This window comes from Microbacterium nymphoidis (assembly GCF_021044885.1).
Classification (GTDB): Bacteria; Actinomycetota; Actinomycetes; order Actinomycetales; family Microbacteriaceae; genus Microbacterium; species Microbacterium nymphoidis.
Window position 1 is genome coordinate 357,894 of record NZ_JAJNOD010000002.1, and the last position, 21,680, is coordinate 379,573.

Here is a 21,680-nt window from a genome sequence, read left to right on the forward strand (position 1 = left end):
GACCATGACCGCCAGCACCGGCACCACGCCCGCGCCCACCGCCGTCCCCACTCGCGTGGATGCCGTCATCTTCGACTGCGACGGCGTCATCGCCGACTCCGAGGGGCTCACCAACGAGGTGCTGCGGGGGATGCTGGCGGAGCTCGGCTGGCAGCTCACTCGCGAGGAGTGCCTGGCGGAGTTCGCGGGGCATGCCCTGATCGACCGCGCTGACGTGATCGAGCAGCACACAGGTGTGCGCATCGACCACGACTGGATCGTCCGGTTCCGGGCCGGCCGCGACGAGGCGCTTCGCGCACACCTGCAGCCGATCTCCGGCGCCGCCGAGGCCGTGCGTGCCGCGGCCCGACGTTTTCCGCGCGGGATCGCGCTGGCCAGCGGCGCGGATCGGGCGAAGATCGAGCTGCAGCTGGACATGCTGGGCCTGGCCGATGCGTTCGGAGCCCAGGTGTTCTCGGGGCTCGAACAGCCGCGCACGAAGCCTGCGCCGGATGTCTATCTTTCGGCGATGGCCGCGCTGGGGGTGGGGCCCGAGCGCACCGTGGTGGTGGAGGACACGGTCGCCGGGGTGACAGCGGGTGTGGCGGCCGGGGCACGCGTGTGGGGCTATGCCCCGGGCGATGCCACCCACACCCCGGCCGAGCGCCTGCTCGCGGCCGGGGCGGAGGTCATCATCACCGATATGGCCGATCTCGTCGCATCGATCCTCGACCGGGGCTGAGCCGTTTTCCCCGGCCCGCGCGGAGGGCGCCGGAGAGCGGGTCGGTAGGATGGCGGGGTGAGTGTGAATCCGGATCTGGTCGGGCGTGTGTTCCCGCCGACCGCCCCCTATCTCGTCGGTCGTGAGAAGGTGCGCGAGTTCGCGCGCGCCACGTTCGCCACCGCAGCGCAGCACGTTGACCCCGAGGCCGCGCGTGCGCTGGGTTACGCGGATGTCGTCGCACCGCCGACCTTCGCCATGGTGATCCAGGACCGCACCATGCAGCAGTTGCTCGAGCTGGAGGACTCCGGCATCGAGCTGCACCGTCTCGTGCACGCCGAACAGCGCTTCAGCTACTCGCGCCCGATCGTCGCCGGCGACGAGCTGGTGGCACAGCTGGCCGTCACCGGAATCCGCACTCTCGGCGGCAACGCCATGGTCACGAGCGAAGCCACGATCACCGATGCGCAGGGCGCGCACGTCGTTACCGCCACATCCGTGCTGCTGGTGGGAGGAGGAGCCGAATGACCGCGTTCGAGAAGGGCGATGTGATCGCTCAGCGCAGCGTGCACCTCACTCGCGACAGCCTGGTGAAGTACGCCGGGGCTTCCGGGGACTTCAACCCGATCCACTACCGTGACGACATCGCCGCCGAGGTGGGCCTTCCCGGCGTGCTCGCCCACGGCATGCTCACCATGGGCATCGCCGTGAACACCGTGGCCGAGGCGATCGGCGACACCGGCCGGATCACCGACTACGGCGTGCGGTTCACTCGTCCTGTGGTCGTGGACGCCGCCGAGGGCGCGCACCTGGACATCATCGCCGTGGTCGGTGCGGTGCTGGAGGGCGCCGTGCGCATCGATCTCACGGTCAAGCACGGCGAGACCACCGTGCTGGGCAAGGCGCAGCTCACGGTCCGCACGGACGCGTGAGCATGGCGGAGATCACCCCGATCCCGCTCAGCGAGCTCACCACCCTGCGTTCGGGCGGCGTGCCCGCCCGGATGATCGACGCGCACACGCGCGAGGAGCTCGTCGACGCGCTCCGCGAGACCTGGGCATCGGGCGAGCCGTGGCTGGTGCTGGGCGGCGGCTCGAACCTGTTCGCCGGTGACGGCGAACTCGATCACACCGTGATCCGTGTGCGCACCACGGGCATCGAGCGATTGGACGACCCCGCCGACGGCGTCGCCCGCATCCGCGTGCAGGCCGGCCACGGCTGGGACGATCTCGTGGGCTGGACGGTGGAGCACGGGCTCGCCGGCATCGAGGCGCTCTCCGGCGTCCCGGGAACCGTGGGCGCGGCGCCGGTGCAGAACATCGGGGCGTACGGGCAGGAGATCGTCCAGACCCTGGTCGGCGTGGAACTCATCGACGAGTCCACCGGCGAGGTGTCGGAAGTTCCCGCCGCGGAGCTGGGACTGGGTTTTCGGACCTCGGTGCTCAAGAGCCACTACGGCTCGGTGGCTGAGCGCGACGCGGTGATCCTGAGCGTCACCCTGGATCTCGGCGTGGTCGGGGACGCCGCGCTGTCCATCCCGCCCGGCCAGCTGCGCACTGCGCTGGGGCTGGGGGACCACGAGTCGATGACGCTGGCGGAGGTGCGCCGTGCCATCCTGTCGATCCGGGCGCGCAAGGGCATGGTGCTCGATCCCGCCGATCCCGATACGAACAGCGCCGGGTCGTTCTTCCAGAACGCCATCGTTCCGGAGGATTTCGCCCGGACGCTGCCGGCTGACTGCCCGCGCTGGCCCGTGGCCGCCGACAGCGGCACGGCGACGGCGACGGCCATTCCGCTGGCGGCATATGACGGAACGGTGCCCCCGATCGTCGCTGCGACTCAGGACGTCAAGGTCAGCGCGGGATGGCTCATCGAGCACGCCGGGGTGGCCAAGGGATTCCGGCTTCCGGGATCGCGAGCCGGTCTGTCCACCAAGCACACGCTCGCCCTCACCAACCGGGGCGGTGCCTCTGCCGAGGAGATCGCGGAGCTGGCGCGGTTCGTCCGTGCCCGCGTCCAGTCCGAGTTCGGCCTCACGCTGCAGCCCGAGCCGATCCTCGTCGGCGTGGAGCTCTAGCTTTCATAGCGCGCGAATGGCTCCTATCCCGCCCGGATAGGAGCCATTCGCGCACTACGAAGGCTTATCCCCGCCGAGTGGCCCCGACGATCGCGGCGATGAGATCGGCCTGCGGCACATCGGCGCTGAAGCTGCCGTTGTTGCGACCGTGGCGTAGCACCTCGACACGGTCGGAGATCGCCTGCACGTCGGCGAGGTTGTGGCTGATGAACACGACACCGAGGCCCAGTTCGCGCAGTCGCTCGATGTGGGTCAGCACCTCGGCCGTCTGCGCCACGCTGAGCGACGCCGTCGGCTCGTCCAGGATGACCAGGCGCGGCTGACCGATGAGCGTGCGGGCGATCGCCACGGCCTGGCGCTGTCCGCCGGAGAGGTCACGCAGCGGGCTGCGGATGGAGGGGATGTGCGCGGCCAGGTCGTTGAGCGCGGCGCGCGTGGCGACCTCCATCTCGCCCTGTTGCATCCAGCCGCCGCTGCCGCGCAGCTCCCGGCCCAGGAACACGTTCGCCGTGACATCGAGGTTCTCGCAGACGGCGAGATCCTGGAACACGGTGGCGATTCCCAGGGCGTGCGCGTCGGAGGGGGAGGAGATCTCCCGTACCTCTCCGTCCACCCTGATCTCGCCCGCGGTGGGGGTGAGCGCGCCCGCGATGATCTTCGCCAGGGTGGACTTGCCGGCCGCGTTGTCGCCGACGAGTCCGACCACTTCACGGGCGTGGACGGTGAAATCGACGTCCTTCAACGCCTCCACGGCACCGAACTGCTTGGTGACGGCGCGCATGTTCAGCAGCGGCGGTGCCGGCTGCGCTGCCGGCATCGAGACGGGGAGGCTCATGCTCGCTCCTCGAGAAGGGACGTGGAATCCGTGGACTGCAACACCATGATGGTGGCGCCGACCAGTTCGGCGTCGGTGCCGAACGCGGAGGGAACCGGGTCCTGGAAGGAGTGCAGACCCGCGGGCGTGTGCGCACGAAGCGCATTGGTGAAGGGGACCATGAAGATCGGCCCGGCCTCCGTGAGCTCCCCGCCGACGCTGACGACCGCGGGGGAGATGGCGCGACCGAGACCCGCCACCACGGTTCCGATCGCGGAGGCGGCATCGGCGATCACGCGCGCGCAGCCGGGGTCCCCAGCCGCCGCCTGGACGATGACGTCACGAAAGCTCAACTGGCCGTAGGTGGCTCGCAGCGGCTCGAGGATGGCATCGGCACCGGCGACGGTGTCCAGGCAGCCGCGCTGACCGCACCGGCAGATGGCTCCGGCAGGGTCCACCTGCACATGCCCGATTTCGCCCGCTGCACCGTCGTGACCTCGGTGGATACGGCGGTTGATCATGATGCCGGCGCTGGTGGCGTGCGACGCGCGCACGAACACGCTCTCCGCGGCGTCTCGTGCCGAACCGCGAATCGACTCGGCGAGGGCCGCGAGATTCGCGTCCTTCTCGACGAACACCGGGCAGGCCAGGCGCCGGCTCATGACCTCCGCAAGCGGCTCGCCCTCCCACCGGCGCATGATGCCGCGCAGCGCGACATGACCGGTGGCCGGGTCAACGGGAACCGGGACAGCGATGCAGACGCCGATGAGGTCGTCCGCCTCTGCGGCGATCATGCCGAGCATGTCCACGATCAGCAGTGCGATGCGGTCGAGCACCGTGTCCTCGGCGTGATCGGCGGCGAGCGGCATGGAGCGCTCCGCCAGCGAGGTCTGGTTCACGTCGCTGAGGCGCACCCGCATCGACCGGGTCCCCACGTGCACGGCGCCGACCACCCCCGTGCGGCGGGCGATGGTGACCAGCTGGGCCCGGCGGCCGCTGCGCGAGGTGGGATGGGTCTCCACCATCCCCGACTGGGAGAGGTCCTTCACGATGGCCGACACCGTCGCCGCGGAAAGACCGGTCGCTTCGGCGAGCTCAACCTGCGTGAGCCCGCCGAAGCGCTTGATCGTGTCAATGATCTTCGCGGCGTTTGCCTCGCGAAGTCCTGACTGGGATCCGGCCGGCCATCTGCTCACAGCGCGAGCCTATCGCGGCCACCGGTGCGAACCCGGATCAGCGTGCGGCCCCCGCGCGACGCTTGTTCCAGACGTCGAAGGCCACGGCGATGAGGAGAACGAGGCCCTTCACCACCTGCTGCGTCGCCTGGTCCAGACCCATCAGCTGCATGCCGTTGCTCATCACGGCCATGATGAGGCCACCGATGATCGCGCCGCCCACGCGGCCGACACCGCCGGTGACCGCCGCGCCGCCGATGAAGCAGGCCGCGATGGCGTCCAGCTCGAACATGTTCCCCGCGCCGGGCTGAGCGCCGTTGGTGCGAGCGGAGAACACGATGCCGGCGATGCTGGCGAGCAGGCCCATGTTGACGAAGATCCAGAAGTTGACCTTCTTCACCTTCACACCGCTGAGCAGGGCTGCGTTGAGGTTGCCGCCGATGGCGTAGACATGACGGCCGAACACCGTCTTCTGCGTGATGATCGAGTACACGATGATCAGCACGGCGAGGATGATCAGCACGAACGGGAGTCCACGGCTGCTGGCCAGCTGGAAGCCGAACCACATCACCACGGCGGCCACCGCGACGAGTTTCAGGATGAACCACGGCAGGCCCTCGACGCTCTGCTGGTAGGCGATCTTGCCGCGACGGGCGCGGATCTGCGAGACCACGTAGCCCACCACGCCGATCCCGAAGATCACCAGCGTAAAGGTGTCGACCCCGTAGCCGCCCAGGAGACCGTTGAAGAAGCCATTGGCGATCTGGTAGTACTCGCCGCCGAAGGGCGACAGCGACACGTTGTTGAGCACCAGGAAGGTGAGGCCGCGGAACAGCAACATGCCGGCGAGCGTCACGATGAAGGCGGGAATGCCCACATACGCCACCCAGAAGCCTTGCCAGGCGCCCACCACGATGCCGACGGCCAGGGCGGCGAGCACGCCGACCCACCACGGCTGCTGACCCTTGATCACGATCACGGCGGCCACCGCTCCGGTGAGCGCCACCACCGATCCCACCGAGAGGTCGATGTGGCCGGCGATGATGACGATCACCATGCCGATGGCGAGGATCAGGATGTAGGAGTACTGCAGGACGATGTTGGTGAGGTTGCCCGGCGAGAGGAAGGTCGGGTTCAGGATCGCGAAGAAGATCACGATCGCCACGAACGCGACGACGATGCCGCTCTGGCGGAGGTTCCGCGTCACGAGGCTCGCGAGGTTGTTGACGGCGGTCATCGCTCGTTGGTCCTTTCGAGGGTCATCAGGGTCATGAGGTTCTCCTGGTCGGCGTCCGCGATGGGAACATCACCGGTGATGCGCCCGAACGCCAGGGTATAGATGCGGTCGCAGATGCCGAGCAGCTCGGGAAGCTCCGAGGAGATCACGAGCACACCTTTTCCTGCGGCCACGAGCCTGTTGATGATCGTATAGATCTCATACTTCGCGCCGACGTCGATTCCGCGCGTGGGTTCGTCGAGGATCAGCACATCGGGCTCCGTCTGGATCCACTTGCTCAGCACCACCTTCTGCTGGTTGCCGCCGGAGAGGTTCCCGACGGTGGCCAGCACGGTGGGCGTCTTGATGTTCATGTCCGCCCGGTAGCGCTCCGCGACGGCCAGCTCCTCGTTGCCCTCGATCCAGCCACCGCGGGAGATACGCCCGAGGGATGCGGCCGAGATGTTGTGGCGGATGTCGTCGATGAGGTTCAGGCCGAAGTGCTTGCGGTCCTCGGTGGCGTACGCGATGCCTGCCGCGATCGCCTTCGACGGAGTGGAGGTGTCCACCTCGCGCCCTCGCACGAACACCTTGCCGGTGGCGCCGCGGCCATAGGTCTGGCCGAACACGCTCATGGCGAGTTCCGTGCGCCCCGCGCCCATGAGGCCGGCGATGCCGACCACCTCGCCGGCGCGCACGGTGAGGTTCGCGCCCTCGACCACGACGCGGCCGGGCTGGGTGGGGTGGTTCACCGACCAGTCCTCGATGCGGAACACCTCGTCGCCGATGTCGGGGGTGCGCTCCGGGTAGCGGTGCTCGAGATCGCGTCCCACCATGCCGCGGATGATCCGCTCCTGGGTGGAGGCGGGGTCGTGCATGTCGAGGGTCTCGATCGTGCGACCGTCCCGGATGATCGTGGTGCTGTCCGCGATCGCAGCGATCTCGTTCAGCTTGTGCGAGATGATGATCGAGGTCATGCCGTCTTCGCGGAGCCGGCGCAGCAGATCGAGCAGCTGAGCGGAGTCGGTGTCGTTGAGGGCAGCCGTCGGCTCGTCGAGGATCAGCAGGCGCACGTTCTTGGACAGCGCCTTGGCGATCTCCACGAGCTGCTGCTTGCCCACACCGAGCTGGCCCACCGGGGTGGTCGGGTTCTCGTCCAGACCGACCTGGGCCAGCAGCTTCGCGGCCTCGGCGTTGGTGCGATCCCAGTCGATGAGCCGTCCCCGGCCGCGTCGCTCGTTGCCGAGGAAGATGTTCTCCGCGACGCTGAGGTAGGGCACCAGGGCGAGCTCCTGGTGGATGATGACGATGCCGACGTGCTCGGAGTCGTTGATCGACGAGAAGCGCGCCTCCTCGCCTTCGTAGACGATCTCGCCCTCGTAGGTGCCGTGCGGGTAGACCCCGGAGAGCACCTTCATGAGGGTCGACTTGCCGGCGCCGTTCTCGCCGCAGATCGCGTGGATCTCTCCCGTCGCGACTTCGAGATCGACGCCCTGGAGCGCCTTCACGCCGGGGAACGTCTTGGTGATGTCGCGCATCTGCAGGATGGGTGCGTTCATGCCGGTTCCTCCTTTCACCTGTGCGGATGCAATCGCCTGAGCGGGGGTGCGCCGCGCGTGCGACGCACCCCCGTCGGTGGCGTGCTTACTCCGCGACGCCCTTGTCGACCTCGTCCTGGGTCCAGTACCCGGAATCGACCAGCAGCTTCTGGATGTTGTCCTTGTAGACCACGTCCGACTGCAGCAGGTAGCTCGGGACCACCTTGACGCCGTTGTCGTACGTCTTGGTGTCGTTGGCTTCGGGGTCCTTGCCGGCGAGGATGTCCTCGGCGACCACCACGGACTGCTCCGCGAGCTTGCGGGTGTCCTTGAAGATCGTCGCGAACTGGACGTCCTTGTTGATCAGGCTGACCGAGGCGATCTCGGCGTCCTGACCGGAGACGATCGGCAGGCCGTCGGCCACCGTCGGGCCCATCCCGACGCCCTGGAGCGCCGTGATGATGCCGCGCGAGATGCCGTCGTAGGGTGACAGCACGCCGTCGAGCTTGGTGCCGTTGCTGTACGTGGAGGTGAGCAGGTCCTCCATGCGCTTCTGCGCCGTCTCCTGCTGCCAGCGCAGCGTCGCCGCCTGCTCGATCTTGGTCTGACCCGACGGGACCTTGATGGTGCCCTTGTCGATGTACGGCTGCAGGGTGTCGATGGCGCCCTGCCAGAAGAAGTGGGCGTTGTTGTCGTCCAGCGAGCCGGCGAACAGTTCGATGTTGAACGGCCCGGTGGCGGTGCCCTCGGAGCCGTCCTCCTTGAGCAGGCCGAGGCCCACGAGCAGCGACGTCGCCTGCTGGACACCCACCTTGTAGTTGTCGAACGTGACGTAGAAGTCGACGTTCTCGTTGTCGCGGATGAGGCGGTCGTAGGAGACCACCGGGATGTTGGCTGCGGCCGCGGCGTCGAGCTGCGTGGACAGCGCGGTTCCGTCGATGGCGGCGATGATCAGGATGTCGGCACCCTTGGTGATCATCTGGTCGATCTGCTGACCCTGCGTGGGGATGTCATCGCCCGCGTACTGCAGCTCCACCTGGTAGCCGGCGTCCTCCAGTCCCTTCTTCACGGCATCGCCGTCGGCGATCCAGCGCTCCGAGGTCTGCGTGGGCATCGAGACGCCGACGAGGACGTCGCCCTTGTCCGCCGCGCCGCCGGTGGCGCCCGAGGTCGCGTCGCCGCCGGCACCGGCACCTGCGCCGCCGCCCGCACCGCCTCCGCCACAACCGGCGAGGGTGAGCATCGCCGCGAGGCCGAATGCGGCCACTGCGTACTTCTTCTTCATTCTCTGAGCTCCTTTGCTGTGAACGTCACGCCGGTCGGCGTCCTCCGATGAAGACTCGAAGGGTCTTCATCGACGGTGAATACTCTGTTGGGTTCGAGACTCGAAGTCAAGTCGTCGATATCGTTTCGTGACTCAAACTCAACGAAATCCGTTTCATAGCGCGCAAATGGCTCCAATCCACGGGGGATTGGAGCCATTTGCGCGCTATGAAACGGATTAGGAGCGGAACAGCTCCTGCAGGCGGTGAACGCCCTCGAGAAGTGCGTCATCGCCCAGGGCGTACGAGAGACGCAGATAGCCGGACGGACCGAACGCCTCGCCGGGAACCACGGCCACCTCGACCTCGTCGAGGATGAGGTCTGCGAGCTCGAGGCTGGTGGTGGGCGTCTTGCCGCGCCAGGTGCGGCCGAGCAGGCCCGTCACGTCCGGGTACACGTAGAACGCGCCCTGCGGGGTCGGCACGGTCATGCCGTCGATCTTCGACAGCTCCGACACGATCAGCTGACGCCGGCGGTCGAACGCCAGACGGAACTGCTCCGCCTCGTCCTGCGGGCCGGTGAGGGCCGTGGCCGCCGCGATCTGGGCGATGTTGTTGACGTTGCTGGACAGGTGCGACTGCAGGTTGCCCGCCACCTTGATCGCGTCGGCGGGGCCGACCATCCAGCCCACGCGCCAACCGGTCATCGCATAGGTCTTGGCGACGCCGTTGACGAGGATGGTCTGGCCGGCGAGCTCGGGCACGGCCTCGACGATCGAGAGAGCCTTCACGCCATCATAGGTGAGGTTCTGGTAGATCTCGTCGGAGATGACCCAGATCCCGTGCTCCAGCGCCCACTGTCCGATGGCGCGGGTCTCCTCCGGCGTGTAGACGGCACCGGTGGGGTTGGAGGGGGAGACGAACACCAGCACGGTGGTCTTGTCGGTGCGAGCGGCCTCCAGCTGCTCCACCGTGACCTTGTACTCCTGGTCGGAGCCGGCGAACACCTCGACGGGGACGCCGTCGGCCAGCTGAATGGCCTCGGGGTAGGTGGTCCAGTACGGGGCGGGAAGCAGCACCTCATCGCCGGGGTTCACCACGGCCTGGAACGCCTGGTACACCGACTGCTTGCCGCCGTTGGTGACGATCACCTGGCTCGGTGCCACCTCCAGGCCGGAGTCGCGCAGTGTCTTCGCGGCGATCGCCTCGCGCAGCACCGGCAGACCCGCGGCAGGGGTGTAGCGGAAGTTCTTGGGGTCCTTCAGCGCCTCCGTGGCGGCGTCCACGACGAACTGCGGGGTGGCGAAATCGGGCTCGCCCGCGGCGTAGGAGATCACCGGACGGCCCGCCGCCTGCAGCGACTTGGCCTTGGCATCGACCTTGAGGGTCGCAGACTCGGCGATGGCGGAAAGTTTGCGGGAGAGGGGAGCGCGCTCAGTCACACCCCGAGCGTACCGCGCAGCGCGATTTCCGTCGTGTTGTTCGTCACAGACCACGGCGAGAATGCCGGCTGCGGGCGAGGATCGACGCATTGCGCCGGCTCTCGCCCGCGGGGGAAGGCCTCGCGGAACTGATCCGGATCAGGCGTGCAGATCCGGCGACACCACGGGCGCCGCAGGCCGGGCGTCCCGGTGCACCTCGGGCAGCGAGTTCTCCAGGACGTCGGCTTCCAGCTGCGTCTTGGTGGCCTCGGCCTCCGCCACGCGCATGCGGGCATCCGCCGTGATCTGCATCCGGTCGATCCACGCCAGCGCGAGGGCCGAGAAGATGAAGGCGATGTGGATGATGACCTGCCACATCGCGCCCTCCCAGGTGATCTCGTTGCCGTGACCGCCGTCGGCGAGGCCGGGTGCGACGCCGTCCTTCATGTTCGAGACCTCGATGAAGGTCTTCAGCAGGTGGATCGAGGAGATCCCGATGATCGCCATGGCCAGCTTGACCTTCAGCACGTTCGCGTTGACGTGGCTGAGCCACTCCGGCTGGTCGGGGTGCTGTTCCAGGTTGATCTTGGAGACGAAGGTCTCGTAGCCTCCGACGATCACCATGATCAGGAGGTTGGCGATCATGGCCACGTCGATCAGTCCCAGCACCGCGAGCATGATGGTGGACTCGTTGGGGTGATGGCCGCTGACCATCGGCGTGATGACGTCGTCACCGATCAGGCCGATGAGGTCGTAGATGAAGACGACCACATACACCAGCTGCGCGACGATGAGCCCCACGTAGATCGGGGCTTGCAGCCACCGGCTGGCGAAAATGAAGGCGCCGAGCGCTCGTGCGCTGGGCCGATCGTTGTAGGTCGTCGTGCCGTGAGCGGAGTTCGCGGACTTCTGGGCGGCCACAGGTTCCCCCTGGATCTCGTTCGTTTCGGGACGATTCAGGATACGGGGTGCGGATGACCGGCGGCCGGAAGGACCGCATTCCAGCGCAGCCGGGGTGATTCTGCCGACAGGTCGCTGCGGATCCGTTCCGGGGGAGTACTCATCGGGAAGGTCGTGATGAGCCGCCCCGCCACGCTGTATGCCACCGCGGAGATCCCGGCGTTGTGCAGGATGCCGATTCGCGATGCCACGGTGCTTTCCGATGCGGGAACGTCGATGTCCAGGTGTGGTGCGTCATCGCTCAGGGCGCTGGCCATCAGCCGTGCGGCTCGTGCCAGCAGCGTCGACCCGGGCCGCCACGGGGTGAGGGCGTCGCCGGGGAGCCCGGCGGCGCGTGCGAGTTCGGAGGACAGCCACCTCTCGCGCTTGAGTCCGTACGGGGTCCGGGCGCGCGAGAGCAGATATCCGTAGCAGTGCAGGAGTCCGGCGTTGCCCACCGGCCAGGTGGCGCTGATCCCCGCGCGGCGATGCAGCGCGGCGAACAGCTCAGTGCCGATCACCGGCTCTCCGGTGTTCTCATCGATGACCGTTGACCATCCCCAGGCCGCGAACGCGCGCGCGTCCCGGTCTGAAGTGATCGATGCATCGAGCCAGCGGAGGGACGTGATGGCACGGTCGGGATCGGTGGACGCGATGACCGCCGCCTCGTCCAGGCGATGGACGTGAGTGTCGTGAGGGTCGCTGTCGGTCGGGAGATCGGAGCGCATGAGCCCACTCTAGGACGCCTGTTTCCGGCGCCCGGTCGGGTGTTCACGCGTCGTTCATGAAGAATGGTCGAAATGTCCACCATTTGCGTGCATCATGGACGCAACGTCCACCAGGAGGATTCGTGACCAACCGACCAGCAGTGATCTTCGACTTCGACGGTACCGTCGCACTCGGCGACGGGCCGCTGCGGGCCTATGCCCGTGCGGTCGAGGAACTCGGCGGCGTGACCGGGATCGAACAGGCGCTCGCGGTGCCCTCGCCCGATCTGCTGGACGGATACGACGTGATCCGCGCGGCGGCAGAGGACCGCGGCGTCACCGCCGACGTGCTGAGCGCCGCCTATTTCGCCAGCCGCGCCGTGCTCGGCACGCCGGAGGCCACGATCACCGCTCCCGCGGGTCTTGCCGAGTTCCTCCGGGCGGCAGGGGAGGCAGGCGCGTTGCGCATCCTCGCCACCAATGCGCCGGACGTGCGCATCGCCGAAGCGTTGGACGCACTGGGTATCGCGGGCGGTTTCGATCGCGTCGTCACCAGCGTCGGCAAGCCCGCAGGGCTGGAGGCCCTGCTCGATGACCTCGCTACGGAAGGCGTCACCGATGTGCTGAGCATCGGAGACATCTGGCGCAACGACCTCGCCCCGGTGCACCGCCGGGGTGGCCGCACCGCACTGGTCGGCGAGTTCGCGGACGAGTCCGCCACTCCCGATCACCGTGCACCGACTCTGCCCGAGCTGTGGGAAGACCTGCACTCGTGGCTTTCCACCTCCACTTCCCACTCTTCAGCCACCTCTGCACTCTGAGCCCCACACGAAAGCGAATGCACATGCGCACCTCCCTCATCCGCGCTGCCGGCCTCGGCGCCGCAGCCTTCATCGCCCTCGGCCTGGCCGGCTGCGCCTCCGGTGACTCCGGATCCGCCGGCGGCGACGCGACCGGCGCCGCCGCCTCCGACCCCACCTCGCTCACCCTTGCGCTGGTGCCCTCGCAGGACCAGTCGGGTCTTGTCGAGACGGCAGCTCCGCTCACCGACGCGCTGACCGAGGCGCTGGGGATCCCGGTGACCGGCGTGGTCTCCAAGGACTACCAGGCAGCCGTCGAGGCGATGGGCGCAGGCCAGGCTCAGATCGGGTTCCTGCCGTCGCTGCAGTTGTGGCAGGCCTCGGACATGTACGGCGCTCACACCGTGCTGCAGACCGAGCGCAACGGCAACATCACCTACCCGGCGCAGTTCATGACGAACAACCCCGACAAGTACTGTGCGGACAAGCCGGTCGAGCGTGACGGCAAGTTGTTCTGCAACGGCGCCGACGCGCTGAAGGGTCCGGCGGGACTCGACGCCATCGCGAAGATCGCCGGCTCCAAGGTGGCCCTGCTCGGTCCGGGCTCGCCCGCCGGCTACATTTACCCGATGCTCGCGCTGAAGGAGGCCGGGCTGGACATCGACAAGGACTTCGAGAAGCTGCCGGTCACCGCTAACGACGCCAGCGTGCTGGCCGTCTACAACGGCGACGCCGAGGTCGGCTTCAGCTTCTGGGATGCGCGTGACATCGTGAAGAAGGACACCCCTGACGTCGGTCAGAAGGTCGTCGTCTTCGCGCTCAGCGAGGAGATCCCCAACGACGGCGTCGCACTGACCGACGACCTCTCGCCCGAGCTGCGCGACAAGATCACCAAGGCCCTCGAGGACTTCTCCAACACCGAGGCCGGCTCCGAGGCGCTGCAGAGCATCTACTCCATCACCAAGCTGGCCCCGGCCGACCCGTCCTCCCTGGACGTGGTGGCCAAGGCCGCGAAGGAACTGGGGCTGCAGTAAGTGACCGCCACGCACAACAGCGCGGACGTCGCGGCTTCGGCCGTGGCGTCCGCGCCGTGGTCGATCTCGCTCGACCACGTCACGGTCCGCTATCCCAACGGCGTCGTCGGCCTCGACGATGTGAGCCTGGACATCGCCGCGGGCGACATGGTGGCCGTCGTCGGCCTGTCCGGCTCGGGGAAGTCCACGCTGATCCGAACGATCAACGGGCTGGTTCCGGTCAGCTCCGGGTCTCTCACCGTGGGCGGTCACCACGTCGATGGTGCCTCCGGTCGTGAGCTTCGGCGCCTGCGCGGCGACATCGGCATGGTCTTCCAGGGGTTCAACCTGGCCGGTCGCGCCAGCGTGCTGCAGAACGTGCTCGTGGGCCGGCTCGCCCACACGCCGCTCTGGCGCACCATGATCGGCGCCTATCGCGAGACGGACAAGGAGCTCGCGTACGACGCCCTGGATCGGGTGGGGATCCTCCCCAAGCTCTACGATCGTGCCTCGGCCCTGTCGGGCGGACAGCAGCAGCGCGTCGCGATCGCGCGCGCTCTGGCGCAGCAGCCGCGCATCGTGCTCGCCGACGAACCCGTCGCGAGCCTGGACCCGCCCACCGCCCACGGCGTGATGACGGACCTGCAGGACATCAACCGCGACCTCGGGATCACGGTGCTGGTGAACCTGCACCTGCTGGATCTCGCGCGCGAGTTCGGCACCCGGATGATCGGGATGCGGGGCGGCACGGTCGTCTACGACGGTCCCGCGGCCACGGCCACCGATGCCGATTTCGAGGAGATCTACGGTCGCTCCCTCACCACCGCGGACCGGTCCGGCGCATGAGTTCGGTGACTCTCGCCAATGGCCGCAGCGTGACGCTTCCGGAGCGTCCTCGCGGCCGGTGGAAGCTGTGGGCCATCGCCGCCGTGGTCATCGCGATCACCGTCATCATGTGCCTGCCCGGTATCGGCATCGGTTTCGATCTGCAGGCGATCGTGCGCAATTGGCAGCACGGCGCCGACAAGGTCGTCAAGCTCCTGATGCCGGACTGGGCGTTCTTCCCACGCACCGTGGCGCCCTGGGTGGAGACGCTGCAGATGGCCGTGATCGCCACCGCGGTCGCCTCGGTGATCGCGCTGCCGGTGAGCTTCTGGGCGGCTCGTCCGAGCAACCCCAACGCGTGGTCGCGCGGCGTGGTGCGGACGGTCCTCAACGTCATCCGCTCCATCCCGGACCTGCTGTACGCCGCGGTGCTCGTGGCGATGGTGGGCGTCGGTGCCCTGCCCGGCATCCTCGCGCTGGTCATCTTCAATCTCGGCATCATCGTCAAGCTGGTCTCGGAGGCCATCGACATCACCGACGCCGGGCCGATCGAGGCTGGCCGGGCGGCCGGTGGCACGCAGACGCAGATCAACCGCGCCCTGGTGCTTCCCGACACCTGGCCGGCGTTCGCCAGCCAGGTGCTGTTCGTGTTCGAGCTGAACGTTCGTGCCTCCACCGTCCTGGGTCTGGTCGGGGCGGGCGGCATGGGGCTGCTGATCGACTCGGTTCGTACGTTCTACCGCTACGATCAGCTCTCGCTCATCATCCTGGAGATCCTCATCGTGGTGATCGTCATCGACGTGGTCAGCGATGCCATCCGACGGAGGCTCGTATGAGCGCCGTCGGCCTCGCGCGCCCCGCGTCCTCGTTGCCCGTCCAGCCCCGCCATCCGTGGCGGCTTCTCGTCGGCGGTGCGGTCACCGTCGTGGTGCTGGTGGCGTTCTGGTCGGTGGACATCACCTGGTCGCGCCTCGCCGATCTGCCGGCGGAGATCATCCGCTACGTCGGCCTGATGTTCGCCTCGCCCAACTGGGCGAAGCTGCCCGACGCCCTGCTGCAGACCTGGCGATCCATCGAGATGGCCTGGATCGGCACGGTGCTCGGCATCATCCTCGCCACGCCGGTCAGCTTCTTCGCCGCGCGCGGATTCGGCCCTGCCTGGCTGCGGTGGCTGCTGCGCGGGATCTTCTCGCTGATCCGGGCCGTACCGGAGATCATCTTCGCCATCATCATCCTCTCCGTCACCGGCCTCACTCCGCTGACGGGAGCCCTGGCCCTCGCGATCAATGGTGTCGGCACCCTCGGCAAGTGGGGGTACGAGGCGGTCGAGGCGGTCACTCCGGGCCCGATCGAGGCGGCGCGCGCCGCAGGAGGCGGGACCCTGCAGGTGATCCGGTGGGGCGTGTGGCCGCAGGTCGCGCCGGCCTTCCTGTCGTTCTGGCTGTACCGCTTCGAGATCAACGTCCGCTCGTCCGCGGTGCTCGGACTGATCGGCGTCGGCGGCATCGGCGACATGCTGACCTCCTACACCCAGTACCGTGAGTGGTCGACGGTCGGCGTGCTGCTGATCGTCGTGGTGGTCGTCACGATGGCCATCGACGCCGTCTCCGGGGCGCTGCGCCGGCGGATCATGGAGGGTGCACGTGTCAAGCAGCAGTGAGCCGGGAGCGCGCAGTGCCCCGCCCAGTGTGCGCATCGCTACGGTGCTGAACTCGCTTCAGCCCACCGAGCGACGCGTGGCGGATCTGGTGCTGCAGTCGCCCGAGACCGTCGTGGAGCTGACCGCCCAGGAGCTCGCTGACCGGGTGGGGATCGGGCGCTCCAGCGTGATCCGCGCCTGTCAGAGCTTCGGCTATCGCGGCTTCCCGCAGCTGCGGGTGGCGCTGGCGGCCGAACTCGCCGCGCACGGCGACAGCGGCACGGACTACGACGAGAGCGTCGTGGGACGTATGCGCGCGGCCATCGATCGTGTGGCGCAGTCGCTCCCGCAGGCGATCAGCATGCTGGACGACGAGGTCGTGTCGGCGGCGGTGCGTTCGGTGGCCGAGGCGCGGCGCCTGCTGGTCGTCGCCAACGGGCTGTCGGCGCCGATCGCGAGCGACCTGTCGATGCGGCTCACCGCGGTGGGTCGGCCCGCGGAGTTCGTTCCGGATGCGATCGCCCAGCAGATCGCCGCGAGCGGTCTCGGCTGGCAGGACGTGTGTCTCGTGATCTCCGGGTCAGGAGCCAACGAGTCGTCGCTGCGTGCCGCTGCGGCCGCCCGGAATGCGGCGAGCATCGTCGCGTTGACCTCGTTCGCGTCGTCTGCGCTGACCGAGCTGGCGGATCGGTCACTGGTGATCGCGCCCTCGGGCGTCTCCTTCCGCGACGAGCTGGAGCACACCTCCCGCGTGGCTCACGCTGTCTTCGTGGAGGTCTTCGTCGATGCCGTCGCCCGCGAGCTCGGCTCGCGGGCCGCGGATGCGCGCGGTCGTGTGCTCGAGATCCTCTCGGAGAACCTCACCGACGCCGGCGAGTAGCCACCCGAACCTCGAGAACGCAGCCCGGACGCGGTCCGGGCTGCGTTTTTCGTCGTCCCCGAGGGGGGACTGCTCCGGATGGGGCGAAATGGTTTGATCTTGCACAGTCAAGATTGACTATGTTACTTTGATCGAGCCAATCAATGACGAAGGCCGAGAAGGGACCCCCATGGCCACTCCCTCTGCGCAGCGCACCCGACGACGGGTAGCCGCCACTGTGACGACCGCACTCTCTCTGACACTCGTGTTCACCGGCTGCTCGACGCAGTCGAACTCATCGACCGCAGCCCCCAGTAACGCGGCCGTCGACGCGGACACGTGCGCGCGGAACAAGGCGGTCGGCACCATCACCTACATCTCCGGTTACGGCTACTCCGCCAGCGCGGGGCAGATGGACGTGTTCCTCGCCCAGGAGCTGGGCTACTTCGACGAGCTGTGCCTGGATGTCGAGATCAACGCCTCCGGAGCCAACGGGCAGCAGCTCGTGGCAGCGGGTCAGGCGCAGTTCACGGCGCTCGGCAGCGCCAGCGACGTGATGCTCGCCGCCGCGAACTCGAAGAACCTGACCGCGATCGCCACGTACGGCACGACGCCGCCGTTCTCGATCTTCGGGAACGACAAGCTTCAGTCCCTGAAGGATCTCGAGGGCGGGTCGCTCGGTTACTTCATCAATCTCACCCCGATCGCATCCGCGATGCTGGACAACGCGGGCGTCGACGCGTCGAAGGTCGAGATGGTGAAGATGACCAATTACGATCCGACGGTGGTCGTGCGCGACCAGGTCGACGCCATCGTGGGGTACGCCTCCAACCAGCCGCAGGCGCTGCGCGCGGCGGATCAGCCGTTCGTCGAGTTCCTTCCTGATGAGTTCGACGTGCAGGGCACCTACAACGTGATGGAGGTCAACTCGAAGTTCCTCTCGGAGCACCGCGAGGTGGCGGCGGACTTCATGCGGGCGAGCCTGCGGGCGCTGGGGGAGTGCCTGGAGCAGTCCGACATGTGCATCGACAAGCTCGCGGCCCTCGCCGAAGCGAACAACCAGGGTGCCGCGTTCCCGCGCGAACAGCTGGCGCGCACCTGGGAGGTCGAGTCCGCCTGGGTGCGTGACAGCACTGGCGGTGCCCCCGGCGTGCAGACGGCGGCGATGTGGGAGCCCGAGTATGCGCTCGTGCAGAAGTACGGCGACGTGAAGAGCCTTCCCGCCATCGCGGACATGATGGACGAGGACCTCGTCGCCGACCTGTACCAGGGCGACGCTCTCGTCTGGCCGGCGAAATGATGGCGGCCGGAGCGGGCGTCGAGGTTCGCGGCGTCAGCAAGTCGTTCGGCGTGGACGGCAAGCGCGTGACGGTGCTCGACGACATCAGTCTCACGATCGGCATGGGTGAGTTCGTCTCGGTCATCGGCCCGAGCGGCAGCGGGAAATCGACGCTGCTGAAAGTGGTCGCCGGACTCCTCGACGCCGATTCCGGATCCGTCACGATCGACGGCGAGCCCGTGCGGGAGGCGTCACGCAAGAAGAACATCGGCCTGGTGCCGCAGTCGCCGGCGCTGCTGCCGTGGAAGACGGTGCTGGAGAACGTGCGCCTGCCCGTGCAGATCAATCGCGCTGCCAACGGCAAGCGCCAGCTGCGCGATCCGGAGGAGCTGCTTCGCACCTTCGGGCTGGGGCACGCGATTCACAAGCACCCCGGTCAGCTCTCCGGCGGCATGCAGCAGCGTGCGGCGATCGCCCGCGCCTTCGCCTTCGACCCCGCCATCATGCTGATGGATGAGCCGTTCTCCGCGCTGGATGAGATGAACCGTGATCTGCAGCGCATCGCGCTGCTGGATTTCTGGCAGTCCAACCGCAAAGCCGTCATGTTCGTGACGCACTCGGTGCCCGAGGCGATCATGCTCTCGGATCGAGTGGTGGTGATGTCCGCTCACCCCGGGCGCATCGCCGATGTCATCGACATCGATCTTCCCCGCCCTCGGGATGAAGACGCCTATGCCACCGACGCGTTCCGTGACATCGAAGCGGTCGTTCGCCGTTCCCTTCGCGCGCAGATGGAGCAGGTCCATGTCTGAGACGAGAACGATTCGCCGCACCGCCGTTCGCCGGTGCCCTTGCGCACAGAGGGAGCAGGTCCATGTCTGACACCGACACCATTCGCACCACAGCCACCGGCACCCTCCTCACCCGTGAGGCCCGTGCCGCAGGCAGACGCGGCGCGCCCGCCTGGCTCCGGCCCGGCGCGTGGCTGCCCACCGTGATCACCTTCGTCATCGCGGCGATCCTCTGGCAGATCGTCGCCATCGCGAACCCCTACGTGATCCCCGCGCTGAACGACATCGGGGCGAGTCTCCTCGAGGACGCGGGCATGTACTGGGCGAACTTCCTCACCACCCTGCTGGAAGTGGTGGTGGGCGCCGCGAGCGGCATTCTCGCCGGCTTCCTCGTGGCCGTCGTGATGGCGGAGTTCCGCATCATCGAGCGGGCCGTGATGCCGCTCGTGGTGATCGTGATGGTCACCCCGATCGTCGCCATCGCGCCTGCCCTGGTGGTGGCGTTCGGATTCGGCATGGTGCCGAAGTTCATCGTCACCGCACTCGTGGTGTTCTTCCCGATGCTCGTCAACGCCCTCGCTGGTCTCCGCGACGTCGACCCCCGCGCTCTGGACGTGTTTCACACGCTGCACGCCAGCCGCTGGGAGACATTCCGTGAACTGCGTCTGCCGGGCAGTCTGCCGTATGTGTTCGCGGGACTGCGGATCGCCCTGCCGATGGCCGTCGTCGGTGCCGCGGTGGCGGAGTTCGTCGCCGCCGGTCAGCAGGCCGGGCTCGGCTCGCTGGTGACGACCTCGGCCGCGCAGGCCAACCTCCCCGTCACCTGGGGCGCCATCACCCTCCTCGCGCTGCTCGGCGTGCTGCTCATCGTCCTCCTCGCCGTGGTGCGCAAGCGCGTGCTGTGGTGGAGCGATGGCGACGTCAACGCGCGCTGAGTCCACAGACCTCACAACAGAAAGGCAACACCCATGGTGAAGCAGCTGCGGCTCGGCCTGTTCGAGAACGCACAGGCCAACGACTCGGGAACGGCCACCTGGCGTCACCCGGACAACGGACGCTACCTCTTCGACAAACTCGACTACTGGCGCGACACCGCGCGCATGGTCGAGGACGCCGGGTTCGATTTCCTCTTCCTCGCCGATGCGTGGGGCTGGGCCGACGTAGCGGGCGAGCGTCCGGAGATCTGCAGCGTGGAAGGTCTCGACCTGCCGCGACTGGACCCGGCGATCATCCTCGGGGCGCTGATTCCCGAGACCACCCGCCTCGGGCTGGTCGCCACGGGATCCACGCTGCTGGAGCCGCCCTACGCGTTCGCGCGCCGGATGGCGACCCTGGACATCCTCTCCGGCGGCCGCATCGGCTGGAACGTGGTGACCACGGGGACGGCCGACACCGCCGTGCAGGGCTTCGGCGTTCCGATGGTGGGCCACGACGACCGGTACGAGATGGCGGACGACTTCATGCAGGTGGTCTACAAGTTGTGGGAGCAGGCCTGGGAGGAGGGCGCGCTGGAGCGTGACAAGTCCGGCCGGTTCGCCGACCCGGGCAAGGTGCACCGCATCTCCCACGACGGCAAGTACTTCCGCTCGCACGGCTTCGGCAACACGTCCCGCTCTCCCCAGGGCACACCGCTCCTGCTGCAGGCGGGTGCTTCGCCCGCGGGGCGCGCGTTCGGCGGCAAGCACGGAGAGGCGATGTTCGTCGGCTCCGGCACGGTCGAACAGCTCCGTGGACATTCCACCGCGATCCGCCAGGAAGCGGTGGCGAACGGTCGCCGCGCCGACGAGGTGAAGATCCTGTCGGCCTTCTCCGCCGTGATCGGCGCAACCGAGGAGGAGGCGCAGCGCAAGTACGCGTCGGTGGCGGAGGCGCAGAACCCCGACGTCACGGTGGCCTCCTACGCGTGGTTCACGGGACTGGATCTGTCCGCGTATGCGCCGGAGACGCCGATGAGCGAACTGCACACCGAGCTGTCGCAGACGCAGGTGGCGCGCTTCGCGGACAAGACGGTGGGCGATGTGCTCCGCGACTGGCACGGGCACGGCGTCGGAGCGCGTCCGGTCGTGGGAACCGCGGAGCAGGTGGCGGATCGGATGATCGAGCTCGCCGACGGCGCGGACCTCGACGGATTCCTGTTCTCGCCGGTGATCCCGCCGGCGTCGACGAAGGACTTCATCGAGCAGGTGCTGCCGATCCTCCGGGAGCGCGGCGCGATCGCCGAGCCGAGTGATGAGCCCCAGACGCTGCGCGAGCGCATCATGGGAACGTCCTCGCCCGCGCTCGCCGACTCGCACCCCGGAGCCGCGTACCGCGCGCGGCGCTGAACCGTCTCTGACGACAAGACCCCCGACGGCGTCGGGGGTCTTGTCGTATCGGTTCAGCCGGTCTTCTCCGTCCGTGCGACCTCAGCACGCTGCGGGGCTCTGCCGGTCTTCTTTGTCCGTGTGGTCTCAGTACGCTGCGGGGCTCTGCCGGTCTTCTTTGTCCGTGTGGTCTCAGTACGCTGCGGGGCTCAGTCGGTCTTCTTTGTCCGTGTGGTCTCAGTACGCTGCGGGGCTCAGTCGGTCTTCTTTGTCCGTGTGGTCTCGGTACGCTGCGGGGCTCAGTCGGTCTTCTTTGTCCGTG

General features: G+C 67.9%; 22 protein-coding genes. 14 read left to right on the top strand and 8 right to left on the bottom strand.

The features are described from left to right. Window positions 1-4 precede the first annotated feature (4 nt). Genes LQ566_RS10885 through LQ566_RS10900 form a run of 4 tightly spaced genes read left to right on the top strand, consistent with a single transcriptional unit; the run spans window position 5 to window position 2,777 of the window. Window positions 5-721, top strand: a complete 717-nt coding sequence (locus tag LQ566_RS10885; protein WP_231091724.1) for an HAD family hydrolase — start codon at window positions 5-7, stop codon at window positions 719-721. A 57-nt stretch (window positions 722-778) separates the two neighbouring features. Further along, the gene (locus LQ566_RS10890; RefSeq protein ID WP_231091725.1) at window positions 779-1,228 is read left to right on the top strand and encodes an FAS1-like dehydratase domain-containing protein; all 450 of its coding nucleotides are present in this window, start codon (window positions 779-781) and stop codon (window positions 1,226-1,228) included. Further along, window positions 1,225-1,632, top strand: a complete 408-nt coding sequence (locus LQ566_RS10895) for a MaoC/PaaZ C-terminal domain-containing protein (RefSeq protein WP_231091726.1) — start codon at window positions 1,225-1,227, stop codon at window positions 1,630-1,632. Before LQ566_RS10890 ends, LQ566_RS10895 begins: the two co-directional genes overlap by 4 nt. Before the next feature lie 2 nt (window positions 1,633-1,634). After that, window positions 1,635-2,777 carry a UDP-N-acetylmuramate dehydrogenase gene (locus tag LQ566_RS10900; RefSeq protein ID WP_231091727.1) on the top strand — a complete coding sequence of 381 codons (1,143 nt, stop codon included), beginning with the start codon at window positions 1,635-1,637 and terminating at the stop codon, window positions 2,775-2,777. Between the two features lie 64 nt (window positions 2,778-2,841). Here LQ566_RS10900 and LQ566_RS10905 read toward each other — a convergent pair whose 3' ends face one another. From LQ566_RS10905 to LQ566_RS10940, 8 genes are all read right to left on the bottom strand, one after another. Beyond that, the gene (locus LQ566_RS10905) at window positions 2,842-3,612 is read right to left on the bottom strand and encodes an ATP-binding cassette domain-containing protein (RefSeq protein ID WP_231091728.1); all 771 of its coding nucleotides are present in this window, start codon (window positions 3,610-3,612) and stop codon (window positions 2,842-2,844) included. Continuing rightward, a complete protein-coding gene (locus LQ566_RS10910; protein WP_231091729.1) occupies window positions 3,609-4,787 on the bottom strand; it encodes an ROK family transcriptional regulator in 1,179 nt (392 codons plus the stop codon). Before LQ566_RS10910 ends, LQ566_RS10905 begins: the two co-directional genes overlap by 4 nt. Before the next feature lie 37 nt (window positions 4,788-4,824). Further along, entirely contained in the window at window positions 4,825-6,003 is a 1,179-nt protein-coding gene (gene mmsB, locus LQ566_RS10915) for a multiple monosaccharide ABC transporter permease (protein ID WP_231091730.1), read from the bottom strand. After that, window positions 6,000-7,541 (bottom strand): multiple monosaccharide ABC transporter ATP-binding protein, encoded by a 1,542-nt coding sequence (gene mmsA, locus LQ566_RS10920; RefSeq protein WP_231091731.1) that lies wholly within the window; start codon window positions 7,539-7,541, stop codon window positions 6,000-6,002. The genes mmsB and mmsA overlap by 4 nt, the downstream gene beginning before the upstream one ends. An 85-nt stretch (window positions 7,542-7,626) precedes the next feature. Further along, complete coding sequence (chvE, locus tag LQ566_RS10925; protein ID WP_231091732.1) at window positions 7,627-8,805, bottom strand: multiple monosaccharide ABC transporter substrate-binding protein; 1,179 nt, start codon at window positions 8,803-8,805, stop codon at window positions 7,627-7,629. A 216-nt stretch (window positions 8,806-9,021) separates the two neighbouring features. Further along, window positions 9,022-10,224 carry a pyridoxal phosphate-dependent aminotransferase gene (locus LQ566_RS10930; RefSeq protein WP_231091733.1) on the bottom strand — a complete coding sequence of 401 codons (1,203 nt, stop codon included), beginning with the start codon at window positions 10,222-10,224 and terminating at the stop codon, window positions 9,022-9,024. 138 nt (window positions 10,225-10,362) lie between these two features. Beyond that, the gene (locus LQ566_RS10935) at window positions 10,363-11,124 is read right to left on the bottom strand and encodes a TIGR00645 family protein (RefSeq protein ID WP_231091734.1); all 762 of its coding nucleotides are present in this window, start codon (window positions 11,122-11,124) and stop codon (window positions 10,363-10,365) included. 35 nt (window positions 11,125-11,159) lie between these two features. After that, window positions 11,160-11,870, bottom strand: coding sequence for an amino acid deaminase (locus tag LQ566_RS10940; RefSeq protein WP_231091735.1), 711 nt, complete (start codon window positions 11,868-11,870; stop codon window positions 11,160-11,162). A gap of 122 nt (window positions 11,871-11,992) precedes the next feature. Here LQ566_RS10940 and LQ566_RS10945 point away from each other — a divergent pair, with 122 nt between their 5' ends. The 10 genes from LQ566_RS10945 (at window position 11,993) to LQ566_RS10990 (ending at window position 21,379) form a co-directional block, all read left to right on the top strand. After that, window positions 11,993-12,670: an HAD family hydrolase gene (locus LQ566_RS10945; RefSeq protein WP_231091736.1), complete on the top strand. Its 678-nt coding sequence runs from the start codon at window positions 11,993-11,995 to the stop codon at window positions 12,668-12,670. A 23-nt stretch (window positions 12,671-12,693) separates the two neighbouring features. Then, complete coding sequence (locus tag LQ566_RS10950) at window positions 12,694-13,683, top strand: phosphate/phosphite/phosphonate ABC transporter substrate-binding protein (protein WP_231091737.1); 990 nt, start codon at window positions 12,694-12,696, stop codon at window positions 13,681-13,683. Continuing rightward, window positions 13,684-14,508 (top strand): phosphonate ABC transporter ATP-binding protein, encoded by an 825-nt coding sequence (gene phnC, locus LQ566_RS10955; RefSeq protein WP_231091738.1) that lies wholly within the window; start codon window positions 13,684-13,686, stop codon window positions 14,506-14,508. It abuts the gene before it with no gap. Next, complete coding sequence (gene phnE, locus LQ566_RS10960) at window positions 14,505-15,323, top strand: phosphonate ABC transporter, permease protein PhnE (protein WP_231091739.1); 819 nt, start codon at window positions 14,505-14,507, stop codon at window positions 15,321-15,323. Before phnC ends, phnE (LQ566_RS10960) begins: the two co-directional genes overlap by 4 nt. Then, window positions 15,320-16,147: a phosphonate ABC transporter, permease protein PhnE gene (phnE, locus tag LQ566_RS10965; protein ID WP_231091740.1), complete on the top strand. Its 828-nt coding sequence runs from the start codon at window positions 15,320-15,322 to the stop codon at window positions 16,145-16,147. The genes phnE (LQ566_RS10960) and phnE (LQ566_RS10965) overlap by 4 nt, the downstream gene beginning before the upstream one ends. Beyond that, window positions 16,131-17,006 carry a MurR/RpiR family transcriptional regulator gene (locus LQ566_RS10970; protein WP_231091741.1) on the top strand — a complete coding sequence of 292 codons (876 nt, stop codon included), beginning with the start codon at window positions 16,131-16,133 and terminating at the stop codon, window positions 17,004-17,006. Before phnE (LQ566_RS10965) ends, LQ566_RS10970 begins: the two co-directional genes overlap by 17 nt. Window positions 17,007-17,175: 169 nt before the next feature. After that, window positions 17,176-18,285: an ABC transporter substrate-binding protein gene (locus tag LQ566_RS10975; protein WP_231091742.1), complete on the top strand. Its 1,110-nt coding sequence runs from the start codon at window positions 17,176-17,178 to the stop codon at window positions 18,283-18,285. After that, a complete protein-coding gene (locus LQ566_RS10980) occupies window positions 18,282-19,076 on the top strand; it encodes an ABC transporter ATP-binding protein (RefSeq protein ID WP_231091743.1) in 795 nt (264 codons plus the stop codon). The genes LQ566_RS10975 and LQ566_RS10980 overlap by 4 nt, the downstream gene beginning before the upstream one ends. A 62-nt stretch (window positions 19,077-19,138) precedes the next feature. Further along, window positions 19,139-19,990, top strand: a complete 852-nt coding sequence (locus tag LQ566_RS10985) for an ABC transporter permease (protein ID WP_231091744.1) — start codon at window positions 19,139-19,141, stop codon at window positions 19,988-19,990. A gap of 33 nt (window positions 19,991-20,023) precedes the next feature. Next, window positions 20,024-21,379 (top strand): NtaA/DmoA family FMN-dependent monooxygenase, encoded by a 1,356-nt coding sequence (locus tag LQ566_RS10990; RefSeq protein ID WP_231091745.1) that lies wholly within the window; start codon window positions 20,024-20,026, stop codon window positions 21,377-21,379. Window positions 21,380-21,680 lie beyond the last annotated feature (301 nt).

Excerpts from the sequence above, each read along its gene's own strand:
- LQ566_RS10885 (WP_231091724.1), top strand. The coding sequence starts at position 5 with ATGACCGCCAGCACCGGCACCACGCCCGCGCCCACCGCCGTCCCCACT.
- LQ566_RS10895 (WP_231091726.1), top strand. The coding sequence starts at position 1,225 with ATGACCGCGTTCGAGAAGGGCGATGTGATCGCTCAGCGCAGCGTGCAC.
- LQ566_RS10900 (WP_231091727.1), top strand. The coding sequence starts at position 1,635 with ATGGCGGAGATCACCCCGATCCCGCTCAGCGAGCTCACCACCCTGCGT.
- LQ566_RS10905 (WP_231091728.1), bottom strand. The coding sequence starts at position 3,612 with ATGAGCCTCCCCGTCTCGATGCCGGCAGCGCAGCCGGCACCGCCGCTG.
- mmsB (WP_231091730.1), bottom strand. The coding sequence starts at position 6,003 with ATGACCGCCGTCAACAACCTCGCGAGCCTCGTGACGCGGAACCTCCGC.
- mmsA (WP_231091731.1), bottom strand. The coding sequence starts at position 7,541 with ATGAACGCACCCATCCTGCAGATGCGCGACATCACCAAGACGTTCCCC.
- chvE (WP_231091732.1), bottom strand. The coding sequence starts at position 8,805 with ATGAAGAAGAAGTACGCAGTGGCCGCATTCGGCCTCGCGGCGATGCTC.
- LQ566_RS10940 (WP_231091735.1), bottom strand. The coding sequence starts at position 11,870 with ATGCGCTCCGATCTCCCGACCGACAGCGACCCTCACGACACTCACGTC.
- LQ566_RS10950 (WP_231091737.1), top strand. The coding sequence starts at position 12,694 with ATGCGCACCTCCCTCATCCGCGCTGCCGGCCTCGGCGCCGCAGCCTTC.
- phnE (WP_231091739.1), top strand. The coding sequence starts at position 14,505 with ATGAGTTCGGTGACTCTCGCCAATGGCCGCAGCGTGACGCTTCCGGAG.
- phnE (WP_231091740.1), top strand. The coding sequence starts at position 15,320 with ATGAGCGCCGTCGGCCTCGCGCGCCCCGCGTCCTCGTTGCCCGTCCAG.
- LQ566_RS10975 (WP_231091742.1), top strand. The coding sequence starts at position 17,176 with ATGGCCACTCCCTCTGCGCAGCGCACCCGACGACGGGTAGCCGCCACT.
- LQ566_RS10980 (WP_231091743.1), top strand. The coding sequence starts at position 18,282 with ATGATGGCGGCCGGAGCGGGCGTCGAGGTTCGCGGCGTCAGCAAGTCG.
- LQ566_RS10985 (WP_231091744.1), top strand. The coding sequence starts at position 19,139 with ATGTCTGACACCGACACCATTCGCACCACAGCCACCGGCACCCTCCTC.
- LQ566_RS10990 (WP_231091745.1), top strand. The coding sequence starts at position 20,024 with ATGGTGAAGCAGCTGCGGCTCGGCCTGTTCGAGAACGCACAGGCCAAC.